The organism is Anoxybacillus amylolyticus (genome assembly GCF_001634285.1).
Taxonomy (GTDB): Bacteria; Bacillota; Bacilli; order Bacillales; family Anoxybacillaceae; genus Anoxybacteroides; species Anoxybacteroides amylolyticum.
Genome location: NZ_CP015440.1, coordinates 1 through 25,715, shown reverse-complemented (window position 1 = coordinate 25,715; position 25,715 = coordinate 1). Strand labels below are relative to the sequence as shown.

The window sequence follows — 25,715 nt, the reverse complement described above, 5'->3', positions numbered from 1 at the left end:
AGTGTTAACATTTTTCCACTGTCGGGCGATCGAACAACACCGCTCCCAGACAAATGAATTTGTCTGGGAGGCGGCTCGTTGTTCGGTTCTCTGTCACGCGAACGCGTGACGCAGGCAAGCCTTTGGCTTGCCTCCGACAGTCGAAAAAATAAGTTAAACTCCCCAGTTGCATATATATAAACTGCTTCCTGTCAATGCCAGATTTCTCATTATAACTTGGATGGTTCTTTTTATAGTTTTCGCCAAATCGGTGATCTGAGGCGTGCATTTCATGAAAAGAACCGTTAGGATTTTGCCCCTCGTGGTGTATCTCTATTGGTCGATTGTCTTTTTTGCTAATAGGTGCATTTCCACGTTTGTTAGGTGCAAAAATTTCATTGTTAGGAATTCTGGTTTTCATGTTATCAGAAATAATATTACCTGTACCCTTAGCAAACTTCTCAGTTTCGTCCGCCCTCTTAACTACTTTCCCCGAAACCCCTTCGCTCCGGCTCATTCGCTGGTACAATTCTTTAGCGCTTTGGACAAAGTTGGAACCTTCCGTTGCCGCTAAAGTGGCTCCATGAGTGGCTCCCATAGCAGCGATGGCAGTGGCTGGAGCTCCGACAGCCGCTCCCACTCCCGTGCTGCTAAGGACGATGCCGCCTGCTTCTAAAGCGGTGAACCCGGCTGTTTCCATTGCCCCGGCTACAGTCATACAGCGTGTCCCGTCATTTGCCCTAATTCATAGGCGACAAGGAACTGTTTAGACCACGTAAACGTCGAAATACAACTGAGGCGCGGAAGTTTTGATATATTTTATGTAGACTCTCGAAAACAAAATAACAAACAAAACAATATATATTCTAATTACCTAAGAACTCAATTTAGGTATAACTATGAACTTCTAAAGTTCATATTCGACTAGCTTTGACCACAAAACATAAAAAACAAAAACCTTGAAAGGCACATAGCCAATCAAGGAATAAGCTCATTGAATTTTTAGTCAGCTAATAAATCAAGGTAGTATTTATCGTTCTCTTCTATTTTTTTTAAAAATTCAGCAAGAGAAGTGGCGATTTGAATATCATAATAGTAAATTGGATTTTCATCTTTATTGCTTAATTCAATTGACATTAAAGCTGATTCACTAGCCTCAAAAAATATTAATTTGTTATTCTCAAATTCATCATATATCTCTATGTCTGGATAAAATTCAAAATCATTGCTTCTCAATCTGAAGTCTCTTACAGAATACGGATCCATAATACGATTTATATTGAATTCTGACCCTTTAATAAATCCATAACCAACTTCTAAATAAAACTTCACTAATTCATTAGGGAATTTCAAATTCAAGGTTTTTTCAACTTCTTCTATCTCTTCTTTAGTTACTGGATAAAAGCTATTTTCTTTGTTTGCTTTTATAAAATCATAGCCCATCACTTGTTACCTCCTTTAAACAACTGATTTGCTGGTGAACCTGTTCCATGAATGCCAGCTTGGTGCTCATTTGGAAATTTTGCTGGATGTATATTCCACCATTCATGTTCCCCACCAAAAGTATTTTCAATTATATGATGTGCATCGTATTTATCTCCTTTTTTTCTAATGATTTTACCTGTTTTTTCAGATATAACATTCTCCTCGTAAACAGGCCATTTTTGTCCAGTATTTTCTTCCCAATCTTTTATTACTTTATTTTTTATTTTATCAAATTCCGCCCTATGCCTTGCAGTTTCCATTGGTGACATCTTTTTATATTCTTTATTTCTCAACGCTTCCTTCAATTTTTCTATTTGATTTTTAGTTAACTCTCTGCTTGTTCGTAGTTCTATATCTCTAATACCCGTGGTGCTAGATAAAATCGAGTAAGCAAAAAAATAGCCCTTGCCTGCGGATCTCCTGTAGAATGAAAGTGCGACCAAACATTCGAAAGGAGAATCCCCATGCAAGAGCACTTTCATTTTACTACAGACCAAGCGAAAATTCAAAAACAATATGCAGCCATTTTCTTCTTTGTTTCTGCCCAACTCCCATCCATCCAAATGTATTTGCAACGCCGCAATCGTCATTTGGTGAAGCAAGAAGACGCTGTCATCATTGCCATTCATATTTTAGGGAAGTTATTTGGCTTTTCTTCCGAACGCGCATGGCACCACTTTGTTACAGGGAACTTGTTCACCAACGGACAGTTTATTGAACGTTCTCGATACAATCGCCGTTGTCGAGCGTTGCGTGTTGCAATCAAGTGGATTCGTCATGAGTTGGGAAAACGTGGTCAACACCATGCCTATGCGGTCGTAGACAGTATGCCGCTAGAGTTGTGCCATGCCGCAAGAATGTACCGTGTCCAACGATTTCAAGGCATAGCTGATATCGGGTATTGTGCGTCGAAAAAACAGTGGTACTACGGATTTAAGCTGCATCTTCAAGTGACCGATCAAGGACTGCCGATGGGATACGTGGTGACCGAAGCATCCTGTCACGATCGAAACGCGGCGGAAACCGTGATGGCGCAAATTCCTCATCCCTACAATTTAGGGGATAAGGGATTCATCAGCAGCGATTTGTAAAAAAAGTTGTATGAAGAGTATCAGATCGCATTTTGGACTCCTTCTCGAAAAAACCAGAAACACCGTCCATCCGAAGCATGGGAGAAGTGGATCAAACAAAAACGTAAAGTGATTGAAACGGTGTTTTCCGTCCTCGTTGATCCGTATCGCATCACAGAAATCCGCGCCAATTCGATCACAGGATTCGAAGTGGCACTCGATGGCATCCTGTTGGCGTATTCACTTGTCACACTAGGGCTAGTTGAGCGCTAGCGCTCAACTAGCACCACGGGTTCAAAATCATTTTTAATATGTCTCCTCCTGAGTATGGTTTTACAAGGTACCCATGCTGCCTATTATAATTACGGAGTTATTTATCTTAAACACATAGGAATCAATAGTGTTTATATTGGTGGAATCCTTGTTTTGGCTGTGTTAGCTGAAATCGGGTTCTTTTACATTTCAAACCGAGTATTCACTAAGTTCGATGTAGCGACTATGTTTCTATTGGCCGGGATTGCATCAATTATCCGTTGGTCAAGTGTCTATTTTTTTGAGAATCCACTGGTTTTTGTGTTTTCTCAACCGTTGCACGCTTTAACATTTGGTCTCACGCACTTTGCATTCATGACTTTTGTTAATCAATATATTAGTAAGGACAAAATTCCTTCAGCTCATGGACTCTACGCATCACTTGCCATGAGTTTAACCACTGGGGTTTTAACACTTGTCAGTGGATACTTGTACTTGTATTCACCTGGATTCCCATTTCTCGGAATGGCATTGGTCGTGGCACCTAGTTTATTCCTATGCCCGATGCTTAAAAAGCTCACCCGTCAATCCAGCACATTTCAACAGTTAGGTGCTTAATTACTTCGGATAATGTATAATGAAACACGGCGCCCTAACCGACAAACAGCCAATTTTTTAGATCTTAAAATCTTTTTGCTTCTGATGAACAATAAACAGATAACACCCTAGTGTGAACGAAATCAGCCTCCTCGATATCTTAAAATCCGAATCAGAAGATGATGTCGTTGATATGATCCAATTAAACATGGAATTAGAGAAAATTAGAAAATATATTGACATTCTTGATGAACGTGAAAAAAAAGTGATTATTAGGCGATTTGGCCTTGATTTACAGAAGGAAAAAACGCAGCGGGAGATCGCCAAAGAGCTAGGTATTTCCAGAAGTTATGTATCACGCATTGAAAAGCGGGCGCTTATGAAAATGTTTCACGAGTTTTATCGAAACGAAAAGGAAAAGCGGCGGTAAAATTTCTCCCTTTAGGTGTACTCTACCTAAAGGGGCTTTTCAATATTGAGCATTTTCAAAATACAAAAAACAACATGATGCGCTGAAACGATTAGAACGTGAATTAACAGAAACCTTCCTGATCTCCTTGAACGTGGGGTATACGATGAAAAAACTTTATTGAACGCTCCCACTACCTAGCCGACAGAATAGATGAATTGGAAAGAGCTCTTGCACAAGCACAGGAAGAATTAGCTCTCGAGAAAGAACGTGAACAAGCCAAAGTAGAAATCATTCCACAAGTGGAGTATGTCCTAGAATTGTACAATAAACCGGACGATCTGAAGCTAAAAAAACAGCCTTCTTAAGTCTGTGCTTGAAAAGGCTGTGTATCGAAAAAAAAAAACAGTGGAGGAATGAGTTTACTCTTATCATCTATCCTGAAAACAAAATTTGGCAAAAAACAACCCCCACCTAGCCTCTGGAATATAATTTCCAAAGGAAGGTATTAAAGTTTATATATGGTTTAATCCCCTTATGCACCCACTTTTTCTACCTTCACTTCGTACCCTAACCCCTCTAATTTCTTCACCGTTTGACGCACGATCTTTGCTTCCCGTTGACGATCCCAATAGTCTGCCCCTAATTCTTGATACGGTTCCTTTCGAGTTAACAGGTAATAGATGATTTCTAATATCGTTCGTCCAACTGCCATACTCGCTCGATTCGCCCCTCTTCTTGTGGCGATGCGGTGATTACTGGGGTCCGTCTATCTTTCGGACTCTTGCGTACCATAGAATCATCGACCTCATGACCCCAGCTGCAAGGAGATATTTCGACAATATTCGTTTTCATCCTTCCGATGGCGCCGAAATTTTTTTCGGCATGGGGGTCTATCTTGCATTACACAAAATTCTTGACGGTACCGGAGAGTCTCTTCCAACGATTCTCCATTCCTCCTAGGGTATTTTCGATACGGGAAATGCCCTATTGGTGCTGGATTCTGAAAATCTCACGAATATTGGGCTGAATGGATACGCTAGTTGAGAGCTAGCGCTTAACTAGCACCACGGGTTTGTATATATAAATATAGATTGTTAGAAAAACCAGAACAAAACCGTTAAATATTAACAAATATTCTAACTTCTTGGTTAAAGATATAATTGTTGAAACAATCAATTTGGACAAAGATGCTACGATAAAAAGCAGTGAATTTCTAAGTAATAAAATCTCAGCAAAACTTTCTTTATTAGTATAATTTTTATATAGATTTAATATATTTAATTTATACATTGTAAAAAAGAAACCTAATAGCACTAATGAACTCACCCTTATTATGAAGTTTTCGAGGGCAAGTAAAAAATATGCCGTCCCCATAAAAAGTATTGAAGATATAAGATATTTTTCTTTCGGTTTAATTTTCACAAGTGTTAAGTTAGCTAAAATAAAAGTGGTTGATAATATAAATTCTAGTGAGGCAAACATTAATAAGCTATTGTCTGATTTAATATCTATCAAAGCCACAGCAGGTAGAATTACATCTAATAAGGGAGAAGTAACAAATGTAGTAACTATCCCTACAAGCAAAAGCAACTTAATTTCTTTACTTAGTTTAAGATTATTTTTCCATATCGATTTTAATCCTTTAATTTCTGATACACTTTGTATATTCTCTGTTTTTTGTTTTATAAAATAAAAAATTGAAACTAAAACACAAACAGAAGTTATTACCCCTATAAATGATTGAGGAGTATACTTAATTATGGCAGTTGTTATCCAAGGGCTTGAAACTAAGGTCAACCTATCTATTAAATCAATTTTTGCAGCAACTCCATAAAATGAAGAAGCTATTTTTTTTTCTATGTAACCGTATATATACGGCAAAGTCACGATGTCCATAAAAGATTCTATAGCTAGAAGAAAAAAAGAAAAATAAAAGTGATTTTCAAAAAAATAAGGGACAGTCAAATAACATATACACTTAATAATAAGAGCAGTAATAAATAAATTATGATCACCTGTTAATGTTTTTATTATCTTAAATAATGGAAATGCAATGATATTTCCTATTAATAAAGTAGCTGTCATCAAGACAATTAATTCGGGATAGTACTCAAATATAAAAAATATACAATAAAATTGAAAAATTCTATCACCTACACTTAAAAAACAAAAACTTATTAATAAAATTACTATATTCTTATCTATATTACTATCTATCGATTTCATATATGCAACTCACCTCTGTATAGAAATTCCTAAACTTAAGGCATTTATTAAATTCATTTACTATATTTCTCTTTTTATTTAGCTTTGTCTCCCTGATGTTCAAAAATTCAAGAATTTCCTTTAAGTGACCCAACTCTAATAATATGTCCCTATAAAATATATGGTTTCTATATTTCCACTGCATCCTTTCATAGGTGCATGTAACTATCAACAGAGAATCATCGTATCGAAAACTCTCTACAATTTCCCAATCATCTAGTAATGGTGACAAATATAATATTTTATTATTATGAGTTGCAAATATGTCTAAGGTATGCCTAGCCCCATTGGAAGGGTATGTTTTTTTAAGGGATGGAAAATTCATATAAATACACTTTGTTGATTTGAGAAGTTTATTTAATATGTGAAATAAATGAACTTTATCCCTCTTCTCGGTATATCCTGTAAGAGCATCGAATACTGTCTCATTAATAATTTGTGAGGGAAAACACTGACAGACTCCGGAGAATTCAAATGAAATATCTGGATGTTTCTTGATCATATTATACTCTAGCATTTTTTCTTCATCGTATAAATGAATATCTTTTGCATATGTATAATCAGCATATGGTATTCTGTTTATTTTAATCCAATTATTTATTTCCTTTGAATCAAGGTAATTTTCGTTTAAATATTCTGATAAATATTTTTTGTTCGTTTCTATCTGTTCAAGAAAAAAATTGATGCTTTCTTCGTCACATAATCTCAAGAAGCCAAAAAGGTTTAGTTGCGATAAAAATATTTCATTTTTTACCCACCACATATTCCAATTATTCATAACATCAACCTGCCGTAGTAAAATAAACTATTGCTTGCTCAAAGTTATTAAGTCCCATCAATTTATCTACTTTTTCTTCACGTATAGCTGGTGTAATAAACATAGATTTATTCATACCGGAGAAGGTTATTAACAGTCTTTGCATTATTTGACCTGCAGCTATAAATAAATTTCTGTACGCTCTCTCATGTTGATATCTTATCATATAAGGAAGCCAATCAATTGCTAATGCAATGGATACTTTACCGCTTCCAGCCAACTTTTGACCAATACAAATTTCTGTAACTTCATTTCTAAATAAGCCTTTTTTTATTAAAAGCAACTTGTGGTTTAAAATATCATAAAAATATATACCATTTTCCAATCCTTCAATATCATAAGAAATAACATATAAGTAAAAAGAATCCACATAAGACATCTCATATAGTTTATGGTAACTTTCTATATCTTTATCCTCTAAGATTTTTGCATTAACTTTTCTTTTTTCTCTAAACTTATAAAGAGATATATAAAGTATTTCAGAAAGCTCATCTAGTGTAAATTTATCCTTACTCCATGGTTGATTAGATCTCCTATTCAGTAGAGCCTTTTCAAAAGAGACATGAGATAACTTTTTTACTTCATTAGATAATTTTACCTCATAGACATTATCAAGAGGTAGATAGGTACATAAAAAATTGGAATATCTATTAATTAACTCATTCCTCATATTTATAGTTTTGTTATAGTCCCAATCATCGTCTTCATATTCAACTCTATTTGATATTAGATGGAATATTAAAGCCTCATGCCATCCATAATCTATCCACTGCTGAATGCCCTCTGCATAAGTATTATCAAATGGCTCTTTCTTGATTAGCTCCTGTTCCAGTAAATACTGAATTTGTGTCCCAGTGAAAATAGCAGTGAGTTCATTTTTTTCAACATATTCTTTGCTTTTAAAAGCTTTAATTAACGAAATAAACTCACCATGGCTAATCTTCACCTCCCTATTCGGAACAGGAATTGTTATTTTAATAAAACTACTTTCGTTTGGATCTAAATCCCCTATAAAAACTGGGTTTAAATAGTACTTTTCCATGACAATAACTCCTTCCTTTAGAAATATTGATATATCAAGACTTCTTGTACCTTAGGGATGACAAAAAATATTTTTCGAAAAAATCCATCACGTATTTTTGAATTTTTGTTTATATATGGATCCTCACCAAAAGTTGTAGTTGATTTTTTATAACAAGTTCTACTAATGCTTGTGAGGAAAAATCAGCAAATTAATGATTTTTTCATATTCTTGTTCAGAAAAAAGTATCACTCGTCAAGTACATGTTGTATTGATGAATCTTATATAATAGTCTGTGGGTGCGCTCCGTTGTCACTGTGCGGGGATATAAATGCGATGCACCTTGGATCTCTGCATAGCTGATTCGGAAGAACACTCCCATGTCCCTAGGCATCCTTGTGTCAACATTCCTCTGTTCGATCTCTTCACCAAGCAGAGGCTGGCTATATACATGCACTTTAAAATGATGACTTCTGTATGAACACCTTTTTCCATGGTTATACTGCTCCTAAGTATTCCTATACAAAAGGAGCGGAAATGACATGAAACGTCTTAAAATTACAAATGATCATGGCTGGACGCCTCAAAAACTTCGGAAACAAGAACGGAAAATCAAAGATGCTTCTCTTCGCGTTCGGGTTACTGCCGTTCGTCTCGTCATGGAAGGGCATCTCGGAAAAGATGTAGCGAAAATGATCAATTTATGCCGTCAATCGGTTGCCCTCTACGTTGCACGTTTTAATGAAGGAGGGCTCGATCATTTACTCGATCGTCGCTTGCCACCCGGTCGCGTGCCGTTTCTCACGGAAGAACAACAACAAGAAATCAGACAACTCGTCTTAACCACCACGCCCGTTGATGTCGGTTGGGGCATTTCTTCGTCATGGAACACACGCATTTTGCAATCTTACATCCAACAAACATATGGCGTTTCCATGTCACGCGAAGGGATTCGCAAATTGTTACATCGTCTTCGCTTGTCGTGGACCCGTCCGACTGATAAGCTCGTCAAAGGGGATCCAACGCTTCAAGCTGCCTTTGAAAAAGAACTCGAGTTTATAAAAAAATGAATCACTGAGCAGATGGTTCTGCTTCATGTAGATGAGACGCATGTTCGCGCCTATCAAGCGCTCCGTACGACATGGGCAGAAGTGGGCAATCAAAAACAAGTGCCAAGCTACGGTCACCACGCTCACGTTTCCATTTTTGGAGCAGTCGACGTTCAACAAGGCGATGTCGTGTTTCATCGTGCGTCATCCGCCAATGCCGAGACGTTCCTAGACTTTTTGCGCCTGTTGAAAGAGAAATATCCGAATCGATTCATCGTGCTTGTGTTGGACAATGCACGGATTCATCATGCCAACATGGTGCAAGCATTCCTCGATTGTGAAGAAGGCGGTGCATTTCACTTTATTTTTCTGCCACCGTATTCGCCTCATTTGAATCCGATTGAACGGTTGTGGAAGTGGCTGAAAGATGAAGTCATTGCCAACGTCTTGCATAAAAATCAAAACGACATTGCCCAGTCTATTACTCGTTTTGAACAATATGTGTTGCAGCACCCAGATGAAGTGTTGCGCCGCATCGGGTGTGCTGCGTGAACCAGAGGTTAAAATGTCAATTTGGATGTATATAAATTCTTCTTATTTAATAGCTATGTAACCAATGCTGGCTTCCTTCAGTCCATCAATATTTAATAATGAATTAACATATTCAAAGGAAGTTGAATGGCTCAAATTATAAGATATGTTTAAACTATCTAAAATCAACGTTGCTGAAGACAGCAAATGTCCTACATCAATATTAACAGCCTTAAAAGATCTACTTTCTCGATACCTATACATACTCCGTTCAAAAATACTTGTTAAAATTATTATTAAAGAGTAATGATTTAAATTTTCTTTAATTAATGGACAAACTTTTTGTAGGTTAATTTCCGATAAGTTATTTATTTCTACTAAGTTGTTTGAATAGACACTATAATGATATACTGAATTTTTACTCAACTCACTTAGTTTTATGTTGTTTGTTGTAATTAAATAGCATTCTGTAGGATGTTTAATCCCTCCACTTGGACTAGTCTTTAGCAAGTATTCGTCTCCTAAACTTGTAGTTTTTATTCCCTGACGACCAAAAACCATTTTTAAGAGATATGATAATTGATCAAAGTTTATCTTTGAACTCTTTGCCTTTTTAGATATCATTACATCCCTTACGGAAAAATTAGTTGTACTAATTGTCGCTACTTCTTTCAAGCGCACTCTTTTTTGTTTAGAATCATATTCTTTATAAATTGACGGGGGATTTTTTTCTCTCTTAAATTCCCTCATACCCTCTATATCAATTTCATAACCAGACTGAGAATAATCTAGTTTCTTTTTTGCATTATTAAATAACTGATATACATATGCTTCGTTCCAGTTAAAAGTTTTCCAAAGTTCCTGTAAATCTAACCATTCTTTTCTATAATCTAATTCACTCAATAAAAGTTTTTCTTTAATCAACTGTTCTAAGAATTGAAACAATAAGTCTTTATCTATTTCGTAAAGGCTTAGAATTTGAGCAACAATCTCATTTTTATTACAAGGTTGATTACTAGTTATTTTAAGTATCTCAAATATTAACTCATTGTATAATATTTCCACAGAATAATATTCCTCGTTTAATAAATCCAATACATATTCCTCATTTTGTAAATGAAAATATCGAAGCATTGGATTAAAAAAATATTTCATTGTATTCTCTCCTCGTAAATATGAGCCTCAATTGAATTTTTTCAATTGAAGCTCATATTTATTTTATTCACCCATTTGTCTTCTTACATAAGTTTCTTTGTTAGAAACTTTTAATAATTTTAGTTGGTTAAGATTAACTTTTTTCTTTTTTGAAATTCCCTCTTTTGAAACTTCTTTTTTCACATTTAACACCTCCTTTACATTATTAAGGCTCTTCACAAAAAATTGTACTTGATTTTTTATAACACGCTCTACTGACGCTTGTGAGGAAGAATCAGCAAATCAATGATTTTTCCACATTCTTTTTTCAGGAAAACACATCACTTGTCCAGTACATATTTTTACAATCAACACCTCCCTTTTTTTAAATTTATTTGAAATAATTTAATTTTTATACATGTAAAACTATAACAAAAAAAAAAAAAAAAAAATCAATACTTTTTAACATAAAATTATCAATAAAATATGAATATTAACTTAAAAGAAAAATATACCCATTTACACCCCCCCCCTAAAAACCACACAAAAAATATTTCGGTTGAAAAAAACAAAAAGTTAGTTTATTCTGAATTTTATACAACAAAATAATAAGTTCACGCAACAGGTGGTTCACACATGCTGTGAATCTTAAAAGGGAAGTTTGGTGAAAGTCCAACACGGTCGCGCCACTGTGATGCAGAGCTGTTTATCACAATCCACTGTTTCATTTGAAATGGGAAGGAGATAGACAGCGATGAAGCTAAGTCAGGAGACCTGCCTGTTGTATGCACTTACGACCTACGCGTCATAGGGAGGAGTGAGGACATATGATCTTGAGGCACTTCATGTATCTCAATACGAGCTAGCTATGCCCTCCTTCTGCTTGGAAGAGGGCTTTTTCACTTGATTGGGATATAAATGACTGGAGGTGCTTAACTTGTTCATCCGTAGTTCAAATGTAGGATATCCGCGCATTGGTGAGAAAAGAGAATGGAAAAAAGCGTTAGATTCTTTTTGGAATGGGCAAATAAACGAACAGCAATTCATAAAAACGATGGAACACATTCGACTCGATTCGATTCGTAAACAGTTAGAAAGAGGAATTGATCTCATTCCAATCGGAGATTTTTCTTTATACGATCACGTGTTAGATACAGCTTTTATGTTCGGATATGTTCCAGAGCGATTTAAACAAATGGACAATGTGCTCGCGCAATATTTTGCGATGGCGCGCGGGACGAATGGGCAACATGCCCTTGAAATGACGAAATGGTTTAATACAAATTACCATTACATCGTTCCTGAGATTGAGCAAACAAAGCCAGGATTAGTGGAAAATCGCCTATTGAAAGAATACAAGCTTGTAAAGGAAACATTCCATGTGGAAACAAAGCCTGTGTTGCTTGGGCCGATTACGTTTCTTTTGCTTTCTAAGCAATACGAGAGACACGAGTGGCGCAAACATCTCGCACAGTTAGTTCCTGTTTATGTGGAATTATTAAAACAACTAAGCGAAGCGGGCGTGTCATTCGTACAAATCGATGAACCGATTCTCGTTCAAAATGTAGATGATGACATCATCGATGCCTTTCGTGATGTGTATGAAGTTTTTCATCGCGATGTACCAAATATCATTAGCTTTGCATAAAAAAATTTTCGCTTTGTCAAGTAGCTGAAGACAAAAAAGGATGCAACAAATAAAAAAACTCCTTATAATTAGGAATGTTTCACACACAACCCAACACCTAATTACAAGGAGGTTTCCTCATGGATTGTATCACATTTCAAGCGCTTTGGAAAGAGCTCGATGTGCGTGTTTTTTCGAAACTAATCCCTATCATCGACGTAGATAAATACATCAAAAAGCTGTCTGCGTATCGTTTTTTACAATTGTTGATTTTTGCGCAAATCAACGAAATCGACAGCTTGACAGCGATGGCGAAACACGTAAAAGACACGAAAGAGCTTCACACGGAATTGGAGTTGGATGCCATTAGTACGTCGCAACTATCAAGGAAGCTAAAACATCTTTCTCCATCGTTATTCGAGACGATTTTCCATCATCTCGTACAGACGATTCAGCGTCAACTCCAAGCAACACCGACGGTGGAACAGATTCGTCGATTACACATTATTGATTCGACAACGATGAGCATGTGCATCGGGCAATATCCGTGGGCAACGTTTCGGAAAACCAAAGCAGGCGTTCGCCTTCATTTGCGGGTGGTGGTGCAAAACGACATGACGATTCCTGATCGAGGGGTTCTCCTTCCTGCCAAACACGCAGATCGAACACAAATGGAGGAACTCATCACCTACGATGAGGAAGCCATTTATTTATTCAATCGGGGATATGTCGATTACCAGCAGTTCGATCGATTGTGCGAAGAAGGAATTTCGTTCATCACCCGTTTGAAAGACAATGCGATTGTCGAAGTATGGAATGAACAACGCCCAGATGACGAGTCGATGATGCGGGATCAAGAAGGGGTTCTTGGGACGAACAAGACGAAAATGAAACATCCCCTTCGCCTGATTCAAACGAAGGACAGCGAAGGAACGGTCATTGTCTTAGTGACCAATTGTTTCGATCGATCCGCCAAGGAAATCGCAGATTTGTATCGCTGTCGGTGGAAAATTGAAACGTTTTTTAAATGGATGAAGCAACATTTACGAATCAAACGGTTTTGGGGAACGAGCGAGAACGCGGTGTATACGCAAATCTGGGTGGCACTCATCACTTACTGCTTGCAAGTCCTTCTACAAGTGAAAACAGGGTATAAGGGGACATTGTTAGAAGTGAAGCGAACAATCCGTCTGCTTCTTTTCCAGCCATTTTCGGAAGTGATTCGCTCGTTGTTTCGGAAACCGTCTCGAAAATCGAAAGGAAGACGAACCTATCGCTGGGTAGAGGAGTTCGAACGGATAGAGCAACAATGGGTAGAGGGGGAGGTGGAGCATCTCGATGAATTAGAGTATGACCCTATCTTTCTTGCGCCGTGGAAATAGTAAGGGGTTGTAGAAAAATATGGATATAGAATCATCACGGGGTGATCCGTCTTTTTTGTTTTTTTGGAATACAGAATATTCCGTCTTATTAGTGTGCTGGCATACCCTATTGAAACGCAGAAATCTTGACATTTAGGTAATGAAGTTTATGCAATGTTAGTGACCAAATATAAACCTTATTTTACAAACATATTTTGCTAGCGTATCACACTACCGTGAAGTGATTGCTTTACCTGTCGCAGGCATTGGACTTGACTTTGTGCATGACGATGGGGAAAACGTTAAACATGTAAACATACATGGATTTCCGAAAGATAAAATATTAGTTGCTGGGATTGTAGATGGTCGCAATGTATGGAAAAGCTCGCTTGTACAAAAAGCAACGCTCCTTCATCATTTAGCAAGCGTTGCTGAACAGCTGATCATCCAACCGTCTTGCAGCTTACTGCACGTCCCTGTCACGACAAAACATGAACATACGTTGCCAACGGAGCTTGCTGGGGCTTTATCATTTGCCGATGAAAAATTAGATGAAATACGGATGCTAACAGAATATATGAAAGGAAACACAACAATCGACGAGCTAATAAAATACGATGAACAAACAAACATTTATTTAGCTAAGTTCCGTGAACAAGAACGAACAAACGACATCACAGCCGTTCCGTTAAGAAGAACACCTTACAACGAAAGAAAAAAAGTACAACAAGCACATTTACACCTTCCGCTTTTTCCGACAACGACGATTGGCAGCTTCCCGCAAACAAACGAAGTGCGCCAAGCTCGGATGAAATGGAAAAAAGGCGAATGGAACGACAATAAATACAAGTCGTTTATAAAGAAAGAAATTGCAAAATGGATCAAGATTCAAGAACAGCTACAACTTGATGTACTTGTTCACGGCGAATTTGAACGCACAGATATGGTTGAATTTTTCGGTGAAAAACTGCAAGGAATGGCATGCACGACAAACGGTTGGGTACAATCGTACGGATCGCGTTGTGTTCGTCCACCCATTATTTTTAGCGATATTTCCTACCAACAACCGATGACCGTAGAAGAAACCGTGTATGCTCAGTCGCTGACAAATAAACCTGTCAAAGGAATACTGACAGGCCCTGTAACCATTTTAAACTGGTCGTTCGTTCGCGACGATATTTCACGAAAACATGCGCTCATGCAGCTCGCCCTTGCCATTCGTGAGGAAGTATTGCAGTTAGAAAAGGAAGGGATACGCATCATTCAAGTCGATGAGCCAGCGTTGCGGGAAGGATTGCCGCTCAAAAAAGAGAAACATGCATCATATTGGGAAGATGCTGTCACAGCATTTCGTCTCGCTACCTCATCGGTGAAAGAAGAAACGCAAATTCATACCCATATGTGTTATTCTCAGTTTGAACATATGCTGCATATCATTGATGAGCTCGATGCGGACGTCATTTCTATTGAATCGTCACGAAGCCATGGTGAGCTTGTTTCTGCGTTTGAAACATATGAGTATCAAAAGGAAATTGGCCTAGGAGTTTACGACATTCATAGCCCGCGCGTTCCGACAAAAGAAGAAATAAGCGAACAAATCGAACGAGCGCTCCGCGTCCTCCGTCCAGAACAATTTTGGGTCAATCCTGATTGCGGATTAAAAACGCGAAAAGAAAAAGAAGCGATTGCCGCGCTCAAAGTGATGGTGGAAGCAGCCCACGAATACCGCGAGCGACTCTTGGCTTATGGAGGGATGAAATCATGGAAGTGAGCGTCGAGCAGTCGAAAACAATTCAAACGCGGCTCGTATTGCCTTCTGATACGAACCATCTCGGCACGATTTTTGGCGGTACCGTTTTAGCTTATATTGATGAAATTGCGGCAGTATCCGCCATGCGCCATGCACGGAAAGCGGTCGTCACCGTTTCGATCGACAAAGTTGACTTTATTTCTTCAGCGAAAGTTGGCGATATTTTAAAACTCGAAGCATTCGTCTATTCGACCGGACGCACATCAATGAAAGTATTCGTCAAAGTCGAAACAGAAGATTTATTTACAGGCGAACATTGCTTAACAACCACATGCTTTTTAACAATGGTCGCCATCGATCAAAACAAAAAACCGACGCCTGTTCCAAAAGTCATCATTAGCGAACGAGAAGAAAAGCTTGTACAACTGTATCAGCAAAACAAACGAAACAACAAGGCATAGCTTGCTTACACGAAAAAACACACGTCCGATTACATACATCGTAATCCATGACGTGTGTTTTTTATCACCCAATCATATATGTCTACGCTTTACTCCACCGTCACTGATTTCGCTAAATTGCGCGGTTTGTCGACGTCGCAGCCACGGTGTAATGCCGCATAGTAAGCAATTAATTGCAATGGCACGACAGACACAAGCGGTGTAAGCATCGGATGAACGGCTGGGATGACGAAACGGTCGTCCTCCATGTCTAATCCTTTCATCGAGATGATGCACGGATTAGCGCCGCGAGCGACAACTTCTTTTACGTTCCCGCGAATGCTTAAGTTGACATGTTCTTGTGTCGCTAGGGCAATCACTGGTGTTCCGTTTTCAATTAAAGCGATTGTGCCGTGCTTCAATTCTCCACCCGCAAACCCTTCTGCTTGAATGTAAGAAATTTCTTTTAGCTTTAATGCACCTTCTAATACGACATAATAGTCAACCGCACGACCGATAAAGAAGCAGTTGCGTGTTGTCGCTAAATACTCGCGCGCAATTTGCTCCATTTCATGTTTTGCATCGCAAAGTGTCTCCATCGCATTCGCAACAATGCCAAGCTCTTTTGTGACGTCGACATCAAGCGCAATGCCTTTTGCTTTTGCGGCAACCGATGCTAACATCGCAAGCACGGCAATTTGCGCTGTATATGCTTTCGTTGATGCGACAGCGATTTCTGGTCCAGCATGGAGAAGAAGCGTATAGTCTGCTTCGCGCGATAATGTCGAACCTGGCACGTTCGTAATCGTTAATGATTTATGACCAAGCTCTTTCGTGCGTACAAGCACCGCACGGCTGTCCGCCGTTTCTCCGCTTTGTGAAATATAAATAAATAACGGTTTTTCCGATAAAAGCGGCATGTTGTAAGAAAACTCGCTTGCGATATGCACTTCAACAGGGATTTTCGCCCAGTTTTCAATCAATTGTTTACCGACTAAGCCAGCATGATAGCTCGTGCCGCAAGCAACGATATACAAACGATCGGCTTCATTCACTGCTTGCACGATGTCTTCATCAATCGCTAGCTCGCCTTGTTCGTTGCGATATTTTTCAATTAAACGGCGAATGACGAGCGGCTGTTCGTCAATTTCTTTTAACATGTAATAAGGATACGTTCCTTTTTCAATGTCGCTTGCATCCAATTCCGCTACGTATGGCGCACGCTCTACCACTTCCCCATTTAACTTTTTAATCGTCACACTTTCTTTTGTGACGATTACGATTTCTTTATCCATTAACTCAACATATTGACTGGTCACTTGCAGCATCGCCAACGCATCGCTTGCAACAACATTAAACCCTTCGCCTAATCCAGCTAAAAGCGGGCTTTTGTTTTTCGCAGCATAAATGACACCATTATTTTCTGCATCAATTAAAGCGATCGCATACGAACCTTTCAATAACGAAAGCGCCTTACGAAACGCTTCTTCTACCGTTAATCCGTCGTTTACAAACGTTTCAATTAGCTGAACGATCACTTCTGTATCTGTGTCACTTTTAAACGACACGTGTGCTAAATAATCACGTTTTAGCAACTCATAGTTTTCAATCACCCCATTGTGCACAAGCGTAAAGCGGCCTGATGCACTTTGGTGTGGATGGGCATTGACGCGGTTTGGCACGCCATGTGTCGCCCAACGTGTATGACCAATGCCAAGCGGTGCGTCCACATCTTCTGCGACAATCGCACGCAAATCGGCAATCCGTCCTTTTTCTTTGAACACATGTACACCTTGTCCATTTAATAGCGCAATACCTGCGGAGTCATACCCGCGATATTCTAATTTTTCTAATCCGTACAATAAAATTTCTTTTGATGGTTGTTCACCAATATAACCAACGATTCCGCACATAACAAGTCCTCCCTAATCATAGGGGCAAGAAGGGGCTCTTGCCCCTTTTCGTAATAAAAATTGGCGATTATACCTTTCCCTTTGTGCAAAGAGTCGCCTCTTTGTTTTAAGGAAAGGTTTGCGGTTGTAATCGCAACAACCGGGAGGCATCCGCCGAACACTCGATAAACCTCCTCCTCGTCAACTAAGCTTTTTTCTCGTCCAAAGCTTAGTCCAGGCGCTTTTATACAGTTGTTTTCTGCTACCCTCCTTTCATGTAAGATGTCAAACAACAATAGTTTACAACAACAAAGAGGCAAACGTCAATGTGCATCGATTACCCCCTGTATAAACAAAATATGCATAAATGGAATAAATCGTTCCATTTATGCATATTGTTTACCAAATACTTTATTATGCGCCAAATCGGTCGCGAATAACAGAGGCAATGCGCTCGACGTATTGATCGCAAAGTTCATTTGTTGACGCTTCTGCCATCACGCGAACGAGCGGTTCGGTACCAGACGGGCGAACGAGAATGCGGCCGTTTCCAGCCATCTCTTCTTCTACTTCGCGAATGACACGCTGTACCTCTTCATTCGCAATCGCCTCCTGTTTGTCTGTTACTTTCACGTTCACTAATGTTTGTGGATATTTTTTCATTTCCCCCGCCAGCTCAGAAAGCGGCTTTTTCGTCATTTTCATAATGTTGACAAGCTGTAACGCCGTCAGTAACCCGTCACCTGTCGTGTTGTAATCGAGGAAAATAATATGCCCCGATTGTTCTCCACCTAAATTGTAGCCGTTCTTTTTCATCTCTTCGACAACGTAACGGTCGCCAACTGCTGTTTGTACGCTTTTGATTCCTTGTGCTTCAAGCGCTTTATAAAAACCGAGATTGCTCATCACCGTCGATACAACCGTTTGATGCTTTAAGCGGCCATGTTCATTTAAATATTTCGCGCAAATGTACATAATTTGGTCACCGTCAACGATTTGACCGTTTTCATCAACGGCAATTAATCGGTCGCCATCGCCATCAAACGCCAAGCCCACATCGGCCTCTTTTTCCTTCACAAACGCGGCTAACGCCTCTGGGTGTGTCGAACCGACACTGTCGTTAATGTTTAATCCGTTTGGAGACGCGCCCATCGTAGACACATCGGCATCTAAATCGGCAAATAAATGCGTCGCTAATGACGACGTTGCCCCATGGGCGCAATCAAGCGCAACGTGAATGCCCGAAAAATCTTCGTCCACCGTTTGCTTTAAATATTGTAAATATTTTTGTCCGCCTTCAAAATAGTCGTTTACTTGCCCTAAATTTTTACCGATTGGGCGAGGTAACGTATCTTGTTCACTATCAAGAAGTGCTTCAATTTCTAGCTCTTGTTCATCTGACAATTTAAACCCATCTGGACCGAAAAACTTAATGCCGTTATCTTGCACGGGATTATGTGAGGCAGAAATCATGATCCCAGCCTGTGCTCCTAACGCTTTTGTCAAATAGGCCACGCCTGGCGTCGAAATGACGCCAAGACGCATGACCTCCGCTCCAATGGAAAGCAATCCTGCGACAAGCGCTCCTTCCAACATATGTCCAGAAATACGTGTGTCACGCCCAATTAACACTTTCGGACGTTCTTTGTCTTTCGTAAGCACATATCCGCCGCAGCGGCCGATTTTAAACGCCAACTCTGGTGTTAATTCACTGTTTGCTACTCCGCGTACACCATCGGTACCAAAATACTTACCCATTACACGAATCTCTCCTTTATTTCATGATCGCTGGCTAATTCGAATCTTCGCTTTATTGTCTGGCAACTTCCATGTAATATTTTGTGGACCGTTCACTTCGACTTCCACATCGTGCTCACCGACCCCTAACTCACTCGCATTCACATACAGCTGAAGGTCGTCCGCTCGAATGCTGTTAAGTACACTAGGAGCACCGTATACTTGGACATCCATGTTCCCGTCTTTCGGATTTAAAAATTGCACATTGTATTTGTCTCCTAATCCAATAATGTGGATCGGCAAAGACGAGAACGTTTTTGTCTCTTCCTGTTGTACCTCGATATGAATTTTTACCTTCGCTGGATCAACACTTTTAACCCCTTCTGGAAGCGGAACTGGCACTTCTAGCGTCGTATCGCTCGTAATATCATCGAGATTAATCGTAATGCCATCAATAAACTCAATCGGGTCAATTTTGTCTTTCGGACCGAAAATCGTCACTTCACTCGGAACGGCTTCTATTTTAACAATACTTAGCCCTGCTTTTAAAGTCCCTGTCCGATTAATTTTTAGGGGAACCGACTTGCTTGGGCTTTTAATTGGCACCGTCACCTCCACGACAGAAGGGTTAATGTTTACATCTAACAACTTTCCTTCGCGATCGTACGCCCTTACTCGTGATTCTTGCTTCACTGTATCGACAGCTCCATCTAGGTCAACTCTTGCCTTCACTAGTGCTATCCTTTCTACTACATCTTTCGCTCCCGTAATCGTGACGACACTCGGCTTTACAATTGGCTCTTCCACAGAATAGCCATCAACCAATTTATTTTTATGAATAAAGTCAACATCAACAGAGAAATCACGAGAAACTTTCTCTTGGATTGTTACTTTCGTTGTAGATGGTTCAATCGTCACCTTGAGCTTATCGGAAATGTTTTTATATTTCAGCGGAACGGTATATGTCCCTAACTCTAAGTTTGCTAAATCAACATATATTTCAAAATCCCGCTGCAACGCCGTCGGCTTTACAATGCTTGCAGGCCCTTCTAGCGTCACATTCACTGTTTTGGGGACACCGGACACCACTAAATTCTGCTCATCATAATACGTGACGACAGGAACATTGGTCACGGTTTCCACATCTGTCTGACCAATTGAATTGCGCGTAATCCCTGATTTTGACTCTTTCCCTTCAATATTGACTGACATATACAACATAATCGCCAATAGCAGCGCAAAAATTTTCATAAACCAATGGTTATTCATTAAATTATCCAGTTTATCCATGCTTCTTCCCCCTCCATTGCCAACGGGATGAAGAAGTCGTCTTTGTTGCTGGGATTAGCTCCTTTTTCAGTAATTCGGAAAATTGTTCTGGAGTTAAATCCCGATGTAGCTCCCCGTTTTTGGTTACTGACACCGCACCCGTTTCCTCTGATACAATAACTGTCACACTGTCTGTCACTTCACTAATTCCTAATGCCGCACGATGACGTGTTCCCAGTTCTTTTGAAATAAACGGGCTCTCCGATAACGGTAAATAACATCCCGCTGCGGCGATAAAATTTTTTTGAATAATGACTGCCCCGTCGTGTAGCGGTGTGTTCGGAATGAAAATATTAATCAACAACTCGGACGAAACGCAGGCATTCAAAGGAATTCCTGTTTCAATGTAGTCCCCCATCCCCGTTTCACGCTCAACAGAGATAAGAGCACCTATACGCCGTTTGGCCATGTATTCGGTCGCCTTGACAATCGCTTCTACCATCTGTGCCCGCTCTTCTTCTTCTGGAATCGTACTTCTAGAAAACAATTTTCCCCTTCCTAGCTGTTCAAGCGCTCTTCTTAGTTCTGGTTGGAAAATGATGATAATCGCTAAAAATCCCCACGTTAATGCTTGATCCATCAACCATTGTAGTGTACTAAGCCCTAAAAAATTACTTACAATTCTTACTAATATAATAAGAATGATTCCTTTTAAAAGCTGAACCGCCTTCGTTCCACGGATGACCATAATTAATTTATAAATAACGTACCAAACAACAAGAATATCGACGACTTTTGTGACATAACTCAACACCGGGAGCTCTCCAAAAGACATTCTCACACTTCCTTTATCGCTCAAATTCCTCTATATTTTATTTACACAACTCCTTTATTATATCACATGCAGAAAAAGAGCCGCCAAAAAGACGGCTTTTTACTCCAACAAACCTTTTACTGCGCTTTTTATATTATACCAAATCCAATCAAACGCTTCATTGATTTCTTCCACTTCGCCCGTTACTTGTCCAGCAGAAGCCAGATACTTTTCCCCATGGATCACAGTGACGTTACCGTTGACTTTTCCTTCAATTTTAATCGTTCCATTTCGCACGACAATGTCACCATCCACTGTTTTTCCTTTCGGCACAATGACGGTATGGCCATGGATAACGACGTTTTCGCGCGTAGAAACAGAAAATTGCTGCTCTTGATTCCACATCGTATATAGGCTACCAATCATTAAAAGGAAAAACAATGATGCTGCTGCGATAAACGGGTGATTTTTTAACCATCTGCCTAAACGAATTCTTCTCTTTTCTTTCGGCAGCCTTGCCATAACGTTTACTGTAAAATCTGCGGACGGGACGAGATGCGAACAGTGCTGAATAAATGCCACCGTCTTTTTTAAGCTATTAAAATGATGAGAACATGATGGACATTGCTGCAAATGTTCTCGCAGCGCTTGTTCATCGTTAGGGGCGATATCACCATCTAAATAATCATGCATCCACTGCACGACATGATCCGGACACTTCATATTTTTCACCTCTTATAAATGACCTAAATGCTTTCGTAACGCTTCTCTGCCGCGGTGAATTCTTGTTTTCACAGTCCCGATCGGTAAATCAAGAATTTCGCTTATTTCTTGTAACGACAAATCTTCTATATATTTTAACACAATAACGCTTCGGTATTTTTCCGGAAGCTTTTCAATCGCTTTTTGCACCGTTTCTTGCAATTCTAAGCTTTCTACCGTATCTTCCGGAGAGACATCGGTTGCAGGAAGTTGAGAATACATCGTCAGCCCTTCTGCTCCGCTTACTTCTTCGTCTAAATATACATCCGGCTTTTTTTTGCGCAATTTGTCGATGGACAAGTTAGTCGCAATTCGATATAGCCACGAGGAAAACTTCATCGCTGGGTTGTACCTATCAATGTTTACATATGCGCGAATAAACGCTTCTTGTGCCGCGTCCTCTGCCTCATGGCGATTACCGAGCATGCGGTAACAAATTCGATACACTTTCTCTTTATAAAGCTCGACAATTTCCGCATACGCATTTTGGTCACCCTTTTGAATCGCTTTAATTCTTTTGTTCACAAACAAGTCCATAATTCACAATACCCCCGCTCATTGCGGCTATTATTGTATACGTTTCGTAGCCGGAAAAGTTTCATTCTCAACACTTTATTTTATCATATTTACAAAAAAAAACAGCAGACGAATTTTCGCCTGCTGGATAAAATGTTAGACTAATTTTTCGCCAAAAAGCGAGCCCATTAATGCTACGGCAACAGAAGCTGTTTTATTTCGCTCGTCTAAAATCGGATTCACTTCGACAAATTCCGCTGAAGTAATCAGTTGAGCTTCAGCGAGCATTTCCATTGCCAAGTGGCTCTCGCGATACGTAAGTCCACCGATCACTGGCGTTCCTACTCCTGGAGCGTCGTGAGGATCAAGCCCATCTAAGTCTAATGATAAATGCACCCCATCTGTTCGCTCTTTTAAGTAAGCAATCGTTTCTTCCATCACTCTTGTCATGCCGAGCCGGTCAATTTCATGCATCGTATATACTTTAATGCCTTTTTCACGAATTAATTGCTTTTCTCCTTCGTCAAGCGCCCGTGCGCCGATGAGGACAATGTTTTCCGGCTTTACTTTCGGACTATATCCGCCAATTTGTGTCAATGCAGGATGTCCTAACCCAAGGCTCGCTGCTAACGGCATGCCATGAATATTTCCTGAAGGGGACGTTTCCGCCGTATTTAAATCCCCGTGAGCATCGTACCAAATGACGCCGAGGTTTTCATAATGTTTGGCCACACCGGCTAATGTGCCAATAGCAATACTATGGTCGCCGCCTAATACAAGCGGAAAATTGCCTTTTCGAATGACTTCATCAACGGTTTGCGCCAATTTTTCGTTCGCCTCAGCAACCGCTTTCAAATTCCGTAAATTTAGCCGTACCCCTTCATCATCAATGCGTTCTGCTTTGCCGATTGCAATATCGCCTAAATCTTCCATTTCATACTGAAGGCGTTCTAGTCTCTCGACAACTCCCGCATAACGAATAGCACTTGGACCCATATCTACTCCGCGGCGTGTTTGCCCTAAATCCATCGGAACACCGATAATCGATATTTTCTTCATCATCTTTGGCGAGGAGACCCCGACTTCTAAGCGAGAGCGAAAGTCGGGGAGGAATCGCCCTTCCTCCTTTCTTTTGTATATGATAGAATAAGAATGTGGAGGAAACCGTTGAATCAAGGTACTCCAATCCCCGTTACTCGATGTAGGGAGTTGGTTGCAGGAAACGTTGCAACCGTAAAACATCGAGCGTACATCCGTCTGTTGTGCGTGGAAGTCAAGTACTGCCTACAGACATGCCGAGCCACTCGGTAGCGATATAGGCATGACCTATGTCGTTGGGTAGTCGTCAACCTGCCCCTGATGCAACCCCAAGTCAAGGAAGGAGGACGAAGTCCGTTCGCACTTCTGGGGAGTTGCAAGCCCCCGCTTCAAGCGTTAGCTAAGTGGAGGTAGTTGACGCTGTCTCTCTCCTTCCCCTTATCCTTTCTCTATTGTAGCGGAAAAACAAACGTTGACTCAACTCGACACATTTCTGAATATTTATTCGCATTTCGTAGCGATAAAAAGCAAAAAACCCTTAAATCATTCGATTTAAGGGTCGATGGAGCCTATCGGGATCGAACCGATGACCTCCTGCGTGCAAAGCAGGCGCTCTCCCAGCTGAGCTAAGGCCCCGAACATATTCTGCTGGAGCGGAAGACGGGACTCGAACCCGCGACCCCCACCTTGGCAAGGTGGTGTTCTACCACTGAACTACTTCCGCAAACAGTGAGCCATGGAGGACTCGAACCTCCGACCCTCTGATTAAAAGTCAGATGCTCTACCTACTGAGCTAATGGCTCGTCATAAAAAGGATTCTACGTTTTAAATATATATCCAATCGTACTCTACCTGTCCCTTCCTCTGCTAGCACATTCAAGATGCCAAGTGCGTCGGGACAACTCGCAGCAAATTCAACGGAGCTTTGCTCGTTGCTGAGCTAATGGCTCATTTTTTATATAAATGGCTGGGCTAGCTGGATTCGAACCAGCGCATCACGGAGTCAAAGTCCGTTGCCTTACCGCTTGGCTATAGCCCATTGATACAACTTCATGAATTAACATCATAGAATTAACTTCATGAACTAACACCGCAAGACGATATTTTGAAAAATTTCTGAAGGAAATTTTGCGAAATATCGTCGACAATGACTAAATTCGCAAATCACTTAAGGAACATTTCTCGAATTTCTATTAGGAAATTCGGGAAATGTTCCGACATTGATATTACGATTTAAAAACATAATTAAACGCTTTGTATAATCAGCACCGCAGAAATTATTTTGGCGATTTCTGTAAGAAATCCACGAAATCTTAATAATCCCAAGCGTTATTATCCTACATAAACAACAAATCATACGACCAAAAGACAAATAAAAAAGTTATTTCAAGATGCAAACAGTGAAATAACGTCGTTGTTTTATTATATATGTATAAATGGTGGAGGGGGACGGATTCGAACCGCCGAACCCACAGGGAGCGGATTTACAGTCCGCCGCGTTTGGCCGCTTCGCTACCCCTCCATCGAAAATGGTGCCGGCTGCAGGACTTGAACCCGCAACCTACTGATTACAAGTCAGTTGCTCTACCAATTGAGCTAAGCCGGCAGAATATGAAATATACCAAGCCTTTGAAATGTTTGCCAGTTGTGCCTCTTCCTCTGCTAGGTCATTCGAGGAGGCTGGATGCGTCGAGGCAACTCGTAGCTTATTCACGGATGTGTTGCTCGTCTCTACCAATTGAGCTAAGCCGGCAAACAATAATGGTGGAGGATGACGGGATCGAACCGCCGACCCCTTGCTTGTAAGGCAAGTGCTCTCCCAGCTGAGCTAATCCTCCGAACAAAAAGAAAGTGACCCGTACGGGATTCGAACCCGTGTTACCGCCGTGAAAGGGCG

Annotated in this window: 20 protein-coding genes, 7 tRNA genes, 5 pseudogenes and 1 riboswitch; of the genes and pseudogenes, 10 read left to right on the top strand and 22 right to left on the bottom strand. The window is 40.0% G+C overall.

Annotation, left to right across the window (positions count from 1 at the left end; translation table 11 throughout):
- Positions 1-4 precede the first annotated feature (4 nt).
- From GFC30_RS16030 to GFC30_RS16770, 3 genes and pseudogenes are all read right to left on the bottom strand, one after another.
- Positions 5-697, bottom strand: a complete 693-nt coding sequence (locus GFC30_RS16030) for an HNH/ENDO VII family nuclease (protein ID WP_066328081.1) — start codon at positions 695-697, stop codon at positions 5-7.
- 284 nt (positions 698-981) lie between these two features.
- The gene (locus GFC30_RS16025; protein ID WP_066328080.1) at positions 982-1,422 is read right to left on the bottom strand and encodes an SMI1/KNR4 family protein; all 441 of its coding nucleotides are present in this window, start codon (positions 1,420-1,422) and stop codon (positions 982-984) included.
- Positions 1,422-1,823, bottom strand: a pseudogene (locus GFC30_RS16770) (LXG family T7SS effector ribonuclease toxin YxiD); the annotation flags it as partial. The gene GFC30_RS16025 and the pseudogene GFC30_RS16770, both read right to left, overlap by 1 nt.
- Before the next feature lie 105 nt (positions 1,824-1,928).
- Here GFC30_RS16770 and GFC30_RS16015 point away from each other — a divergent pair.
- From GFC30_RS16015 to GFC30_RS17115, 4 genes and pseudogenes are all read left to right on the top strand, one after another.
- Positions 1,929-2,807: pseudogene (locus GFC30_RS16015) on the top strand (IS982 family transposase).
- Positions 2,808-2,843: 36 nt separating this feature from the next.
- Positions 2,844-3,404, top strand: a complete 561-nt coding sequence (locus GFC30_RS16010) for an MFS transporter (RefSeq protein WP_274520113.1) — start codon at positions 2,844-2,846, stop codon at positions 3,402-3,404.
- Positions 3,405-3,519: 115 nt separating this feature from the next.
- A pseudogene (locus GFC30_RS16005) lies at positions 3,520-3,813 on the top strand (sigma-70 family RNA polymerase sigma factor); the annotation flags it as partial.
- Positions 3,814-4,010: 197 nt separating this feature from the next.
- Positions 4,011-4,160, top strand: coding sequence for a hypothetical protein (locus GFC30_RS17115; RefSeq protein ID WP_158512128.1), 150 nt, complete (start codon positions 4,011-4,013; stop codon positions 4,158-4,160).
- A 167-nt stretch (positions 4,161-4,327) separates the two neighbouring features.
- Here GFC30_RS17115 and GFC30_RS16000 read toward each other — a convergent pair.
- The 4 genes and pseudogenes from GFC30_RS16000 to GFC30_RS15985 form a co-directional block, all read right to left on the bottom strand.
- A pseudogene (locus GFC30_RS16000) lies at positions 4,328-4,546 on the bottom strand (IS110 family transposase); the annotation flags it as partial.
- Between the two features lie 296 nt (positions 4,547-4,842).
- Positions 4,843-6,021, bottom strand: a complete 1,179-nt coding sequence (locus GFC30_RS15995) for a hypothetical protein (RefSeq protein ID WP_066328069.1) — start codon at positions 6,019-6,021, stop codon at positions 4,843-4,845.
- A complete protein-coding gene (locus GFC30_RS15990) occupies positions 6,005-6,838 on the bottom strand; it encodes a nitroreductase family protein (RefSeq protein ID WP_066328068.1) in 834 nt (277 codons plus the stop codon). Before GFC30_RS15990 ends, GFC30_RS15995 begins: the two co-directional genes overlap by 17 nt.
- Before the next feature lie 4 nt (positions 6,839-6,842).
- Positions 6,843-7,919, bottom strand: coding sequence for a SagB/ThcOx family dehydrogenase (locus tag GFC30_RS15985; RefSeq protein WP_066328066.1), 1,077 nt, complete (start codon positions 7,917-7,919; stop codon positions 6,843-6,845).
- A gap of 521 nt (positions 7,920-8,440) precedes the next feature.
- Here GFC30_RS15985 and GFC30_RS15980 point away from each other — a divergent pair.
- Together GFC30_RS15980 and GFC30_RS15975 are read left to right on the top strand one after the other, a co-directional pair.
- Entirely contained in the window at positions 8,441-8,968 is a 528-nt protein-coding gene (locus GFC30_RS15980; protein WP_066328064.1) for a helix-turn-helix domain-containing protein, read from the top strand.
- 12 nt (positions 8,969-8,980) lie between these two features.
- On the top strand, positions 8,981-9,499 hold the full coding sequence (locus GFC30_RS15975) for an IS630 family transposase (protein WP_066328063.1): 519 nt from the start codon (positions 8,981-8,983) through the stop codon (positions 9,497-9,499).
- A gap of 42 nt (positions 9,500-9,541) precedes the next feature.
- On the opposite strand, the gene GFC30_RS15970 is transcribed toward GFC30_RS15975, so the two are convergent.
- A complete protein-coding gene (locus tag GFC30_RS15970) occupies positions 9,542-10,633 on the bottom strand; it encodes a SagB/ThcOx family dehydrogenase (RefSeq protein ID WP_066328061.1) in 1,092 nt (363 codons plus the stop codon).
- 585 nt (positions 10,634-11,218) lie between these two features.
- Positions 11,219-11,408: riboswitch (cobalamin riboswitch) on the top strand.
- A gap of 141 nt (positions 11,409-11,549) precedes the next feature.
- Between GFC30_RS15970 and GFC30_RS15965 the strand changes: the two genes are divergently transcribed.
- From GFC30_RS15965 to GFC30_RS15950, 4 genes and pseudogenes are all read left to right on the top strand, one after another.
- On the top strand, positions 11,550-12,260 hold the full coding sequence (locus GFC30_RS15965) for a uroporphyrinogen decarboxylase/cobalamine-independent methonine synthase family protein (protein WP_066328060.1): 711 nt from the start codon (positions 11,550-11,552) through the stop codon (positions 12,258-12,260).
- A 119-nt stretch (positions 12,261-12,379) separates the two neighbouring features.
- Entirely contained in the window at positions 12,380-13,621 is a 1,242-nt protein-coding gene (locus GFC30_RS15960) for an IS4 family transposase (protein WP_066328059.1), read from the top strand.
- Between the two features lie 163 nt (positions 13,622-13,784).
- A pseudogene (metE, locus tag GFC30_RS15955) lies at positions 13,785-15,371 on the top strand (5-methyltetrahydropteroyltriglutamate--homocysteine S-methyltransferase); the annotation flags it as partial.
- Positions 15,362-15,811: an acyl-CoA thioesterase gene (locus GFC30_RS15950; RefSeq protein ID WP_066328058.1), complete on the top strand. Its 450-nt coding sequence runs from the start codon at positions 15,362-15,364 to the stop codon at positions 15,809-15,811. The pseudogene metE and the gene GFC30_RS15950, both read left to right, overlap by 10 nt.
- An 89-nt stretch (positions 15,812-15,900) precedes the next feature.
- On the opposite strand, the gene glmS is transcribed toward GFC30_RS15950, so the two are convergent.
- From glmS to GFC30_RS15880, 14 genes are all read right to left on the bottom strand, one after another.
- Positions 15,901-17,703, bottom strand: a complete 1,803-nt coding sequence (gene glmS, locus GFC30_RS15945; protein ID WP_066328052.1) for a glutamine--fructose-6-phosphate transaminase (isomerizing) — start codon at positions 17,701-17,703, stop codon at positions 15,901-15,903.
- 393 nt (positions 17,704-18,096) lie between these two features.
- Positions 18,097-19,440 carry a phosphoglucosamine mutase gene (gene glmM, locus GFC30_RS15940; RefSeq protein WP_066328048.1) on the bottom strand — a complete coding sequence of 448 codons (1,344 nt, stop codon included), beginning with the start codon at positions 19,438-19,440 and terminating at the stop codon, positions 18,097-18,099.
- Positions 19,441-19,461: 21 nt separating this feature from the next.
- The gene (locus tag GFC30_RS15935) at positions 19,462-20,700 is read right to left on the bottom strand and encodes a CdaR family protein (RefSeq protein ID WP_066328129.1); all 1,239 of its coding nucleotides are present in this window, start codon (positions 20,698-20,700) and stop codon (positions 19,462-19,464) included.
- Between the two features lies 1 nt (position 20,701).
- Positions 20,702-21,523, bottom strand: a complete 822-nt coding sequence (cdaA, locus tag GFC30_RS15930) for a diadenylate cyclase CdaA (RefSeq protein WP_066328047.1) — start codon at positions 21,521-21,523, stop codon at positions 20,702-20,704.
- Positions 21,524-21,622: 99 nt separating this feature from the next.
- Positions 21,623-22,225 (bottom strand): anti-sigma factor family protein, encoded by a 603-nt coding sequence (locus GFC30_RS15925; protein ID WP_066328044.1) that lies wholly within the window; start codon positions 22,223-22,225, stop codon positions 21,623-21,625.
- A gap of 12 nt (positions 22,226-22,237) precedes the next feature.
- Complete coding sequence (gene sigW / locus GFC30_RS15920) at positions 22,238-22,801, bottom strand: RNA polymerase sigma factor SigW (protein WP_066328042.1); 564 nt, start codon at positions 22,799-22,801, stop codon at positions 22,238-22,240.
- A gap of 135 nt (positions 22,802-22,936) precedes the next feature.
- Positions 22,937-23,839: an arginase gene (gene rocF / locus GFC30_RS15915; protein ID WP_066328126.1), complete on the bottom strand. Its 903-nt coding sequence runs from the start codon at positions 23,837-23,839 to the stop codon at positions 22,937-22,939.
- Between the two features lie 542 nt (positions 23,840-24,381).
- A tRNA-Ala gene (locus tag GFC30_RS15910) sits at positions 24,382-24,454 on the bottom strand.
- 13 nt (positions 24,455-24,467) lie between these two features.
- Positions 24,468-24,542: transfer RNA gene (locus GFC30_RS15905), tRNA-Gly, on the bottom strand.
- A gap of 6 nt (positions 24,543-24,548) precedes the next feature.
- Positions 24,549-24,621 (bottom strand) — tRNA-Lys (locus GFC30_RS15900).
- Positions 24,622-24,782: 161 nt separating this feature from the next.
- Positions 24,783-24,857: transfer RNA gene (locus tag GFC30_RS15895), tRNA-Gln, on the bottom strand.
- Between the two features lie 398 nt (positions 24,858-25,255).
- Positions 25,256-25,340, bottom strand: a tRNA-Tyr gene (locus tag GFC30_RS15890).
- Between the two features lie 8 nt (positions 25,341-25,348).
- Positions 25,349-25,424: transfer RNA gene (locus GFC30_RS15885), tRNA-Thr, on the bottom strand.
- Between the two features lie 156 nt (positions 25,425-25,580).
- A tRNA-Val gene (locus GFC30_RS15880) sits at positions 25,581-25,656 on the bottom strand.
- Between the last annotated feature and the right edge of the window lie 59 nt (positions 25,657-25,715).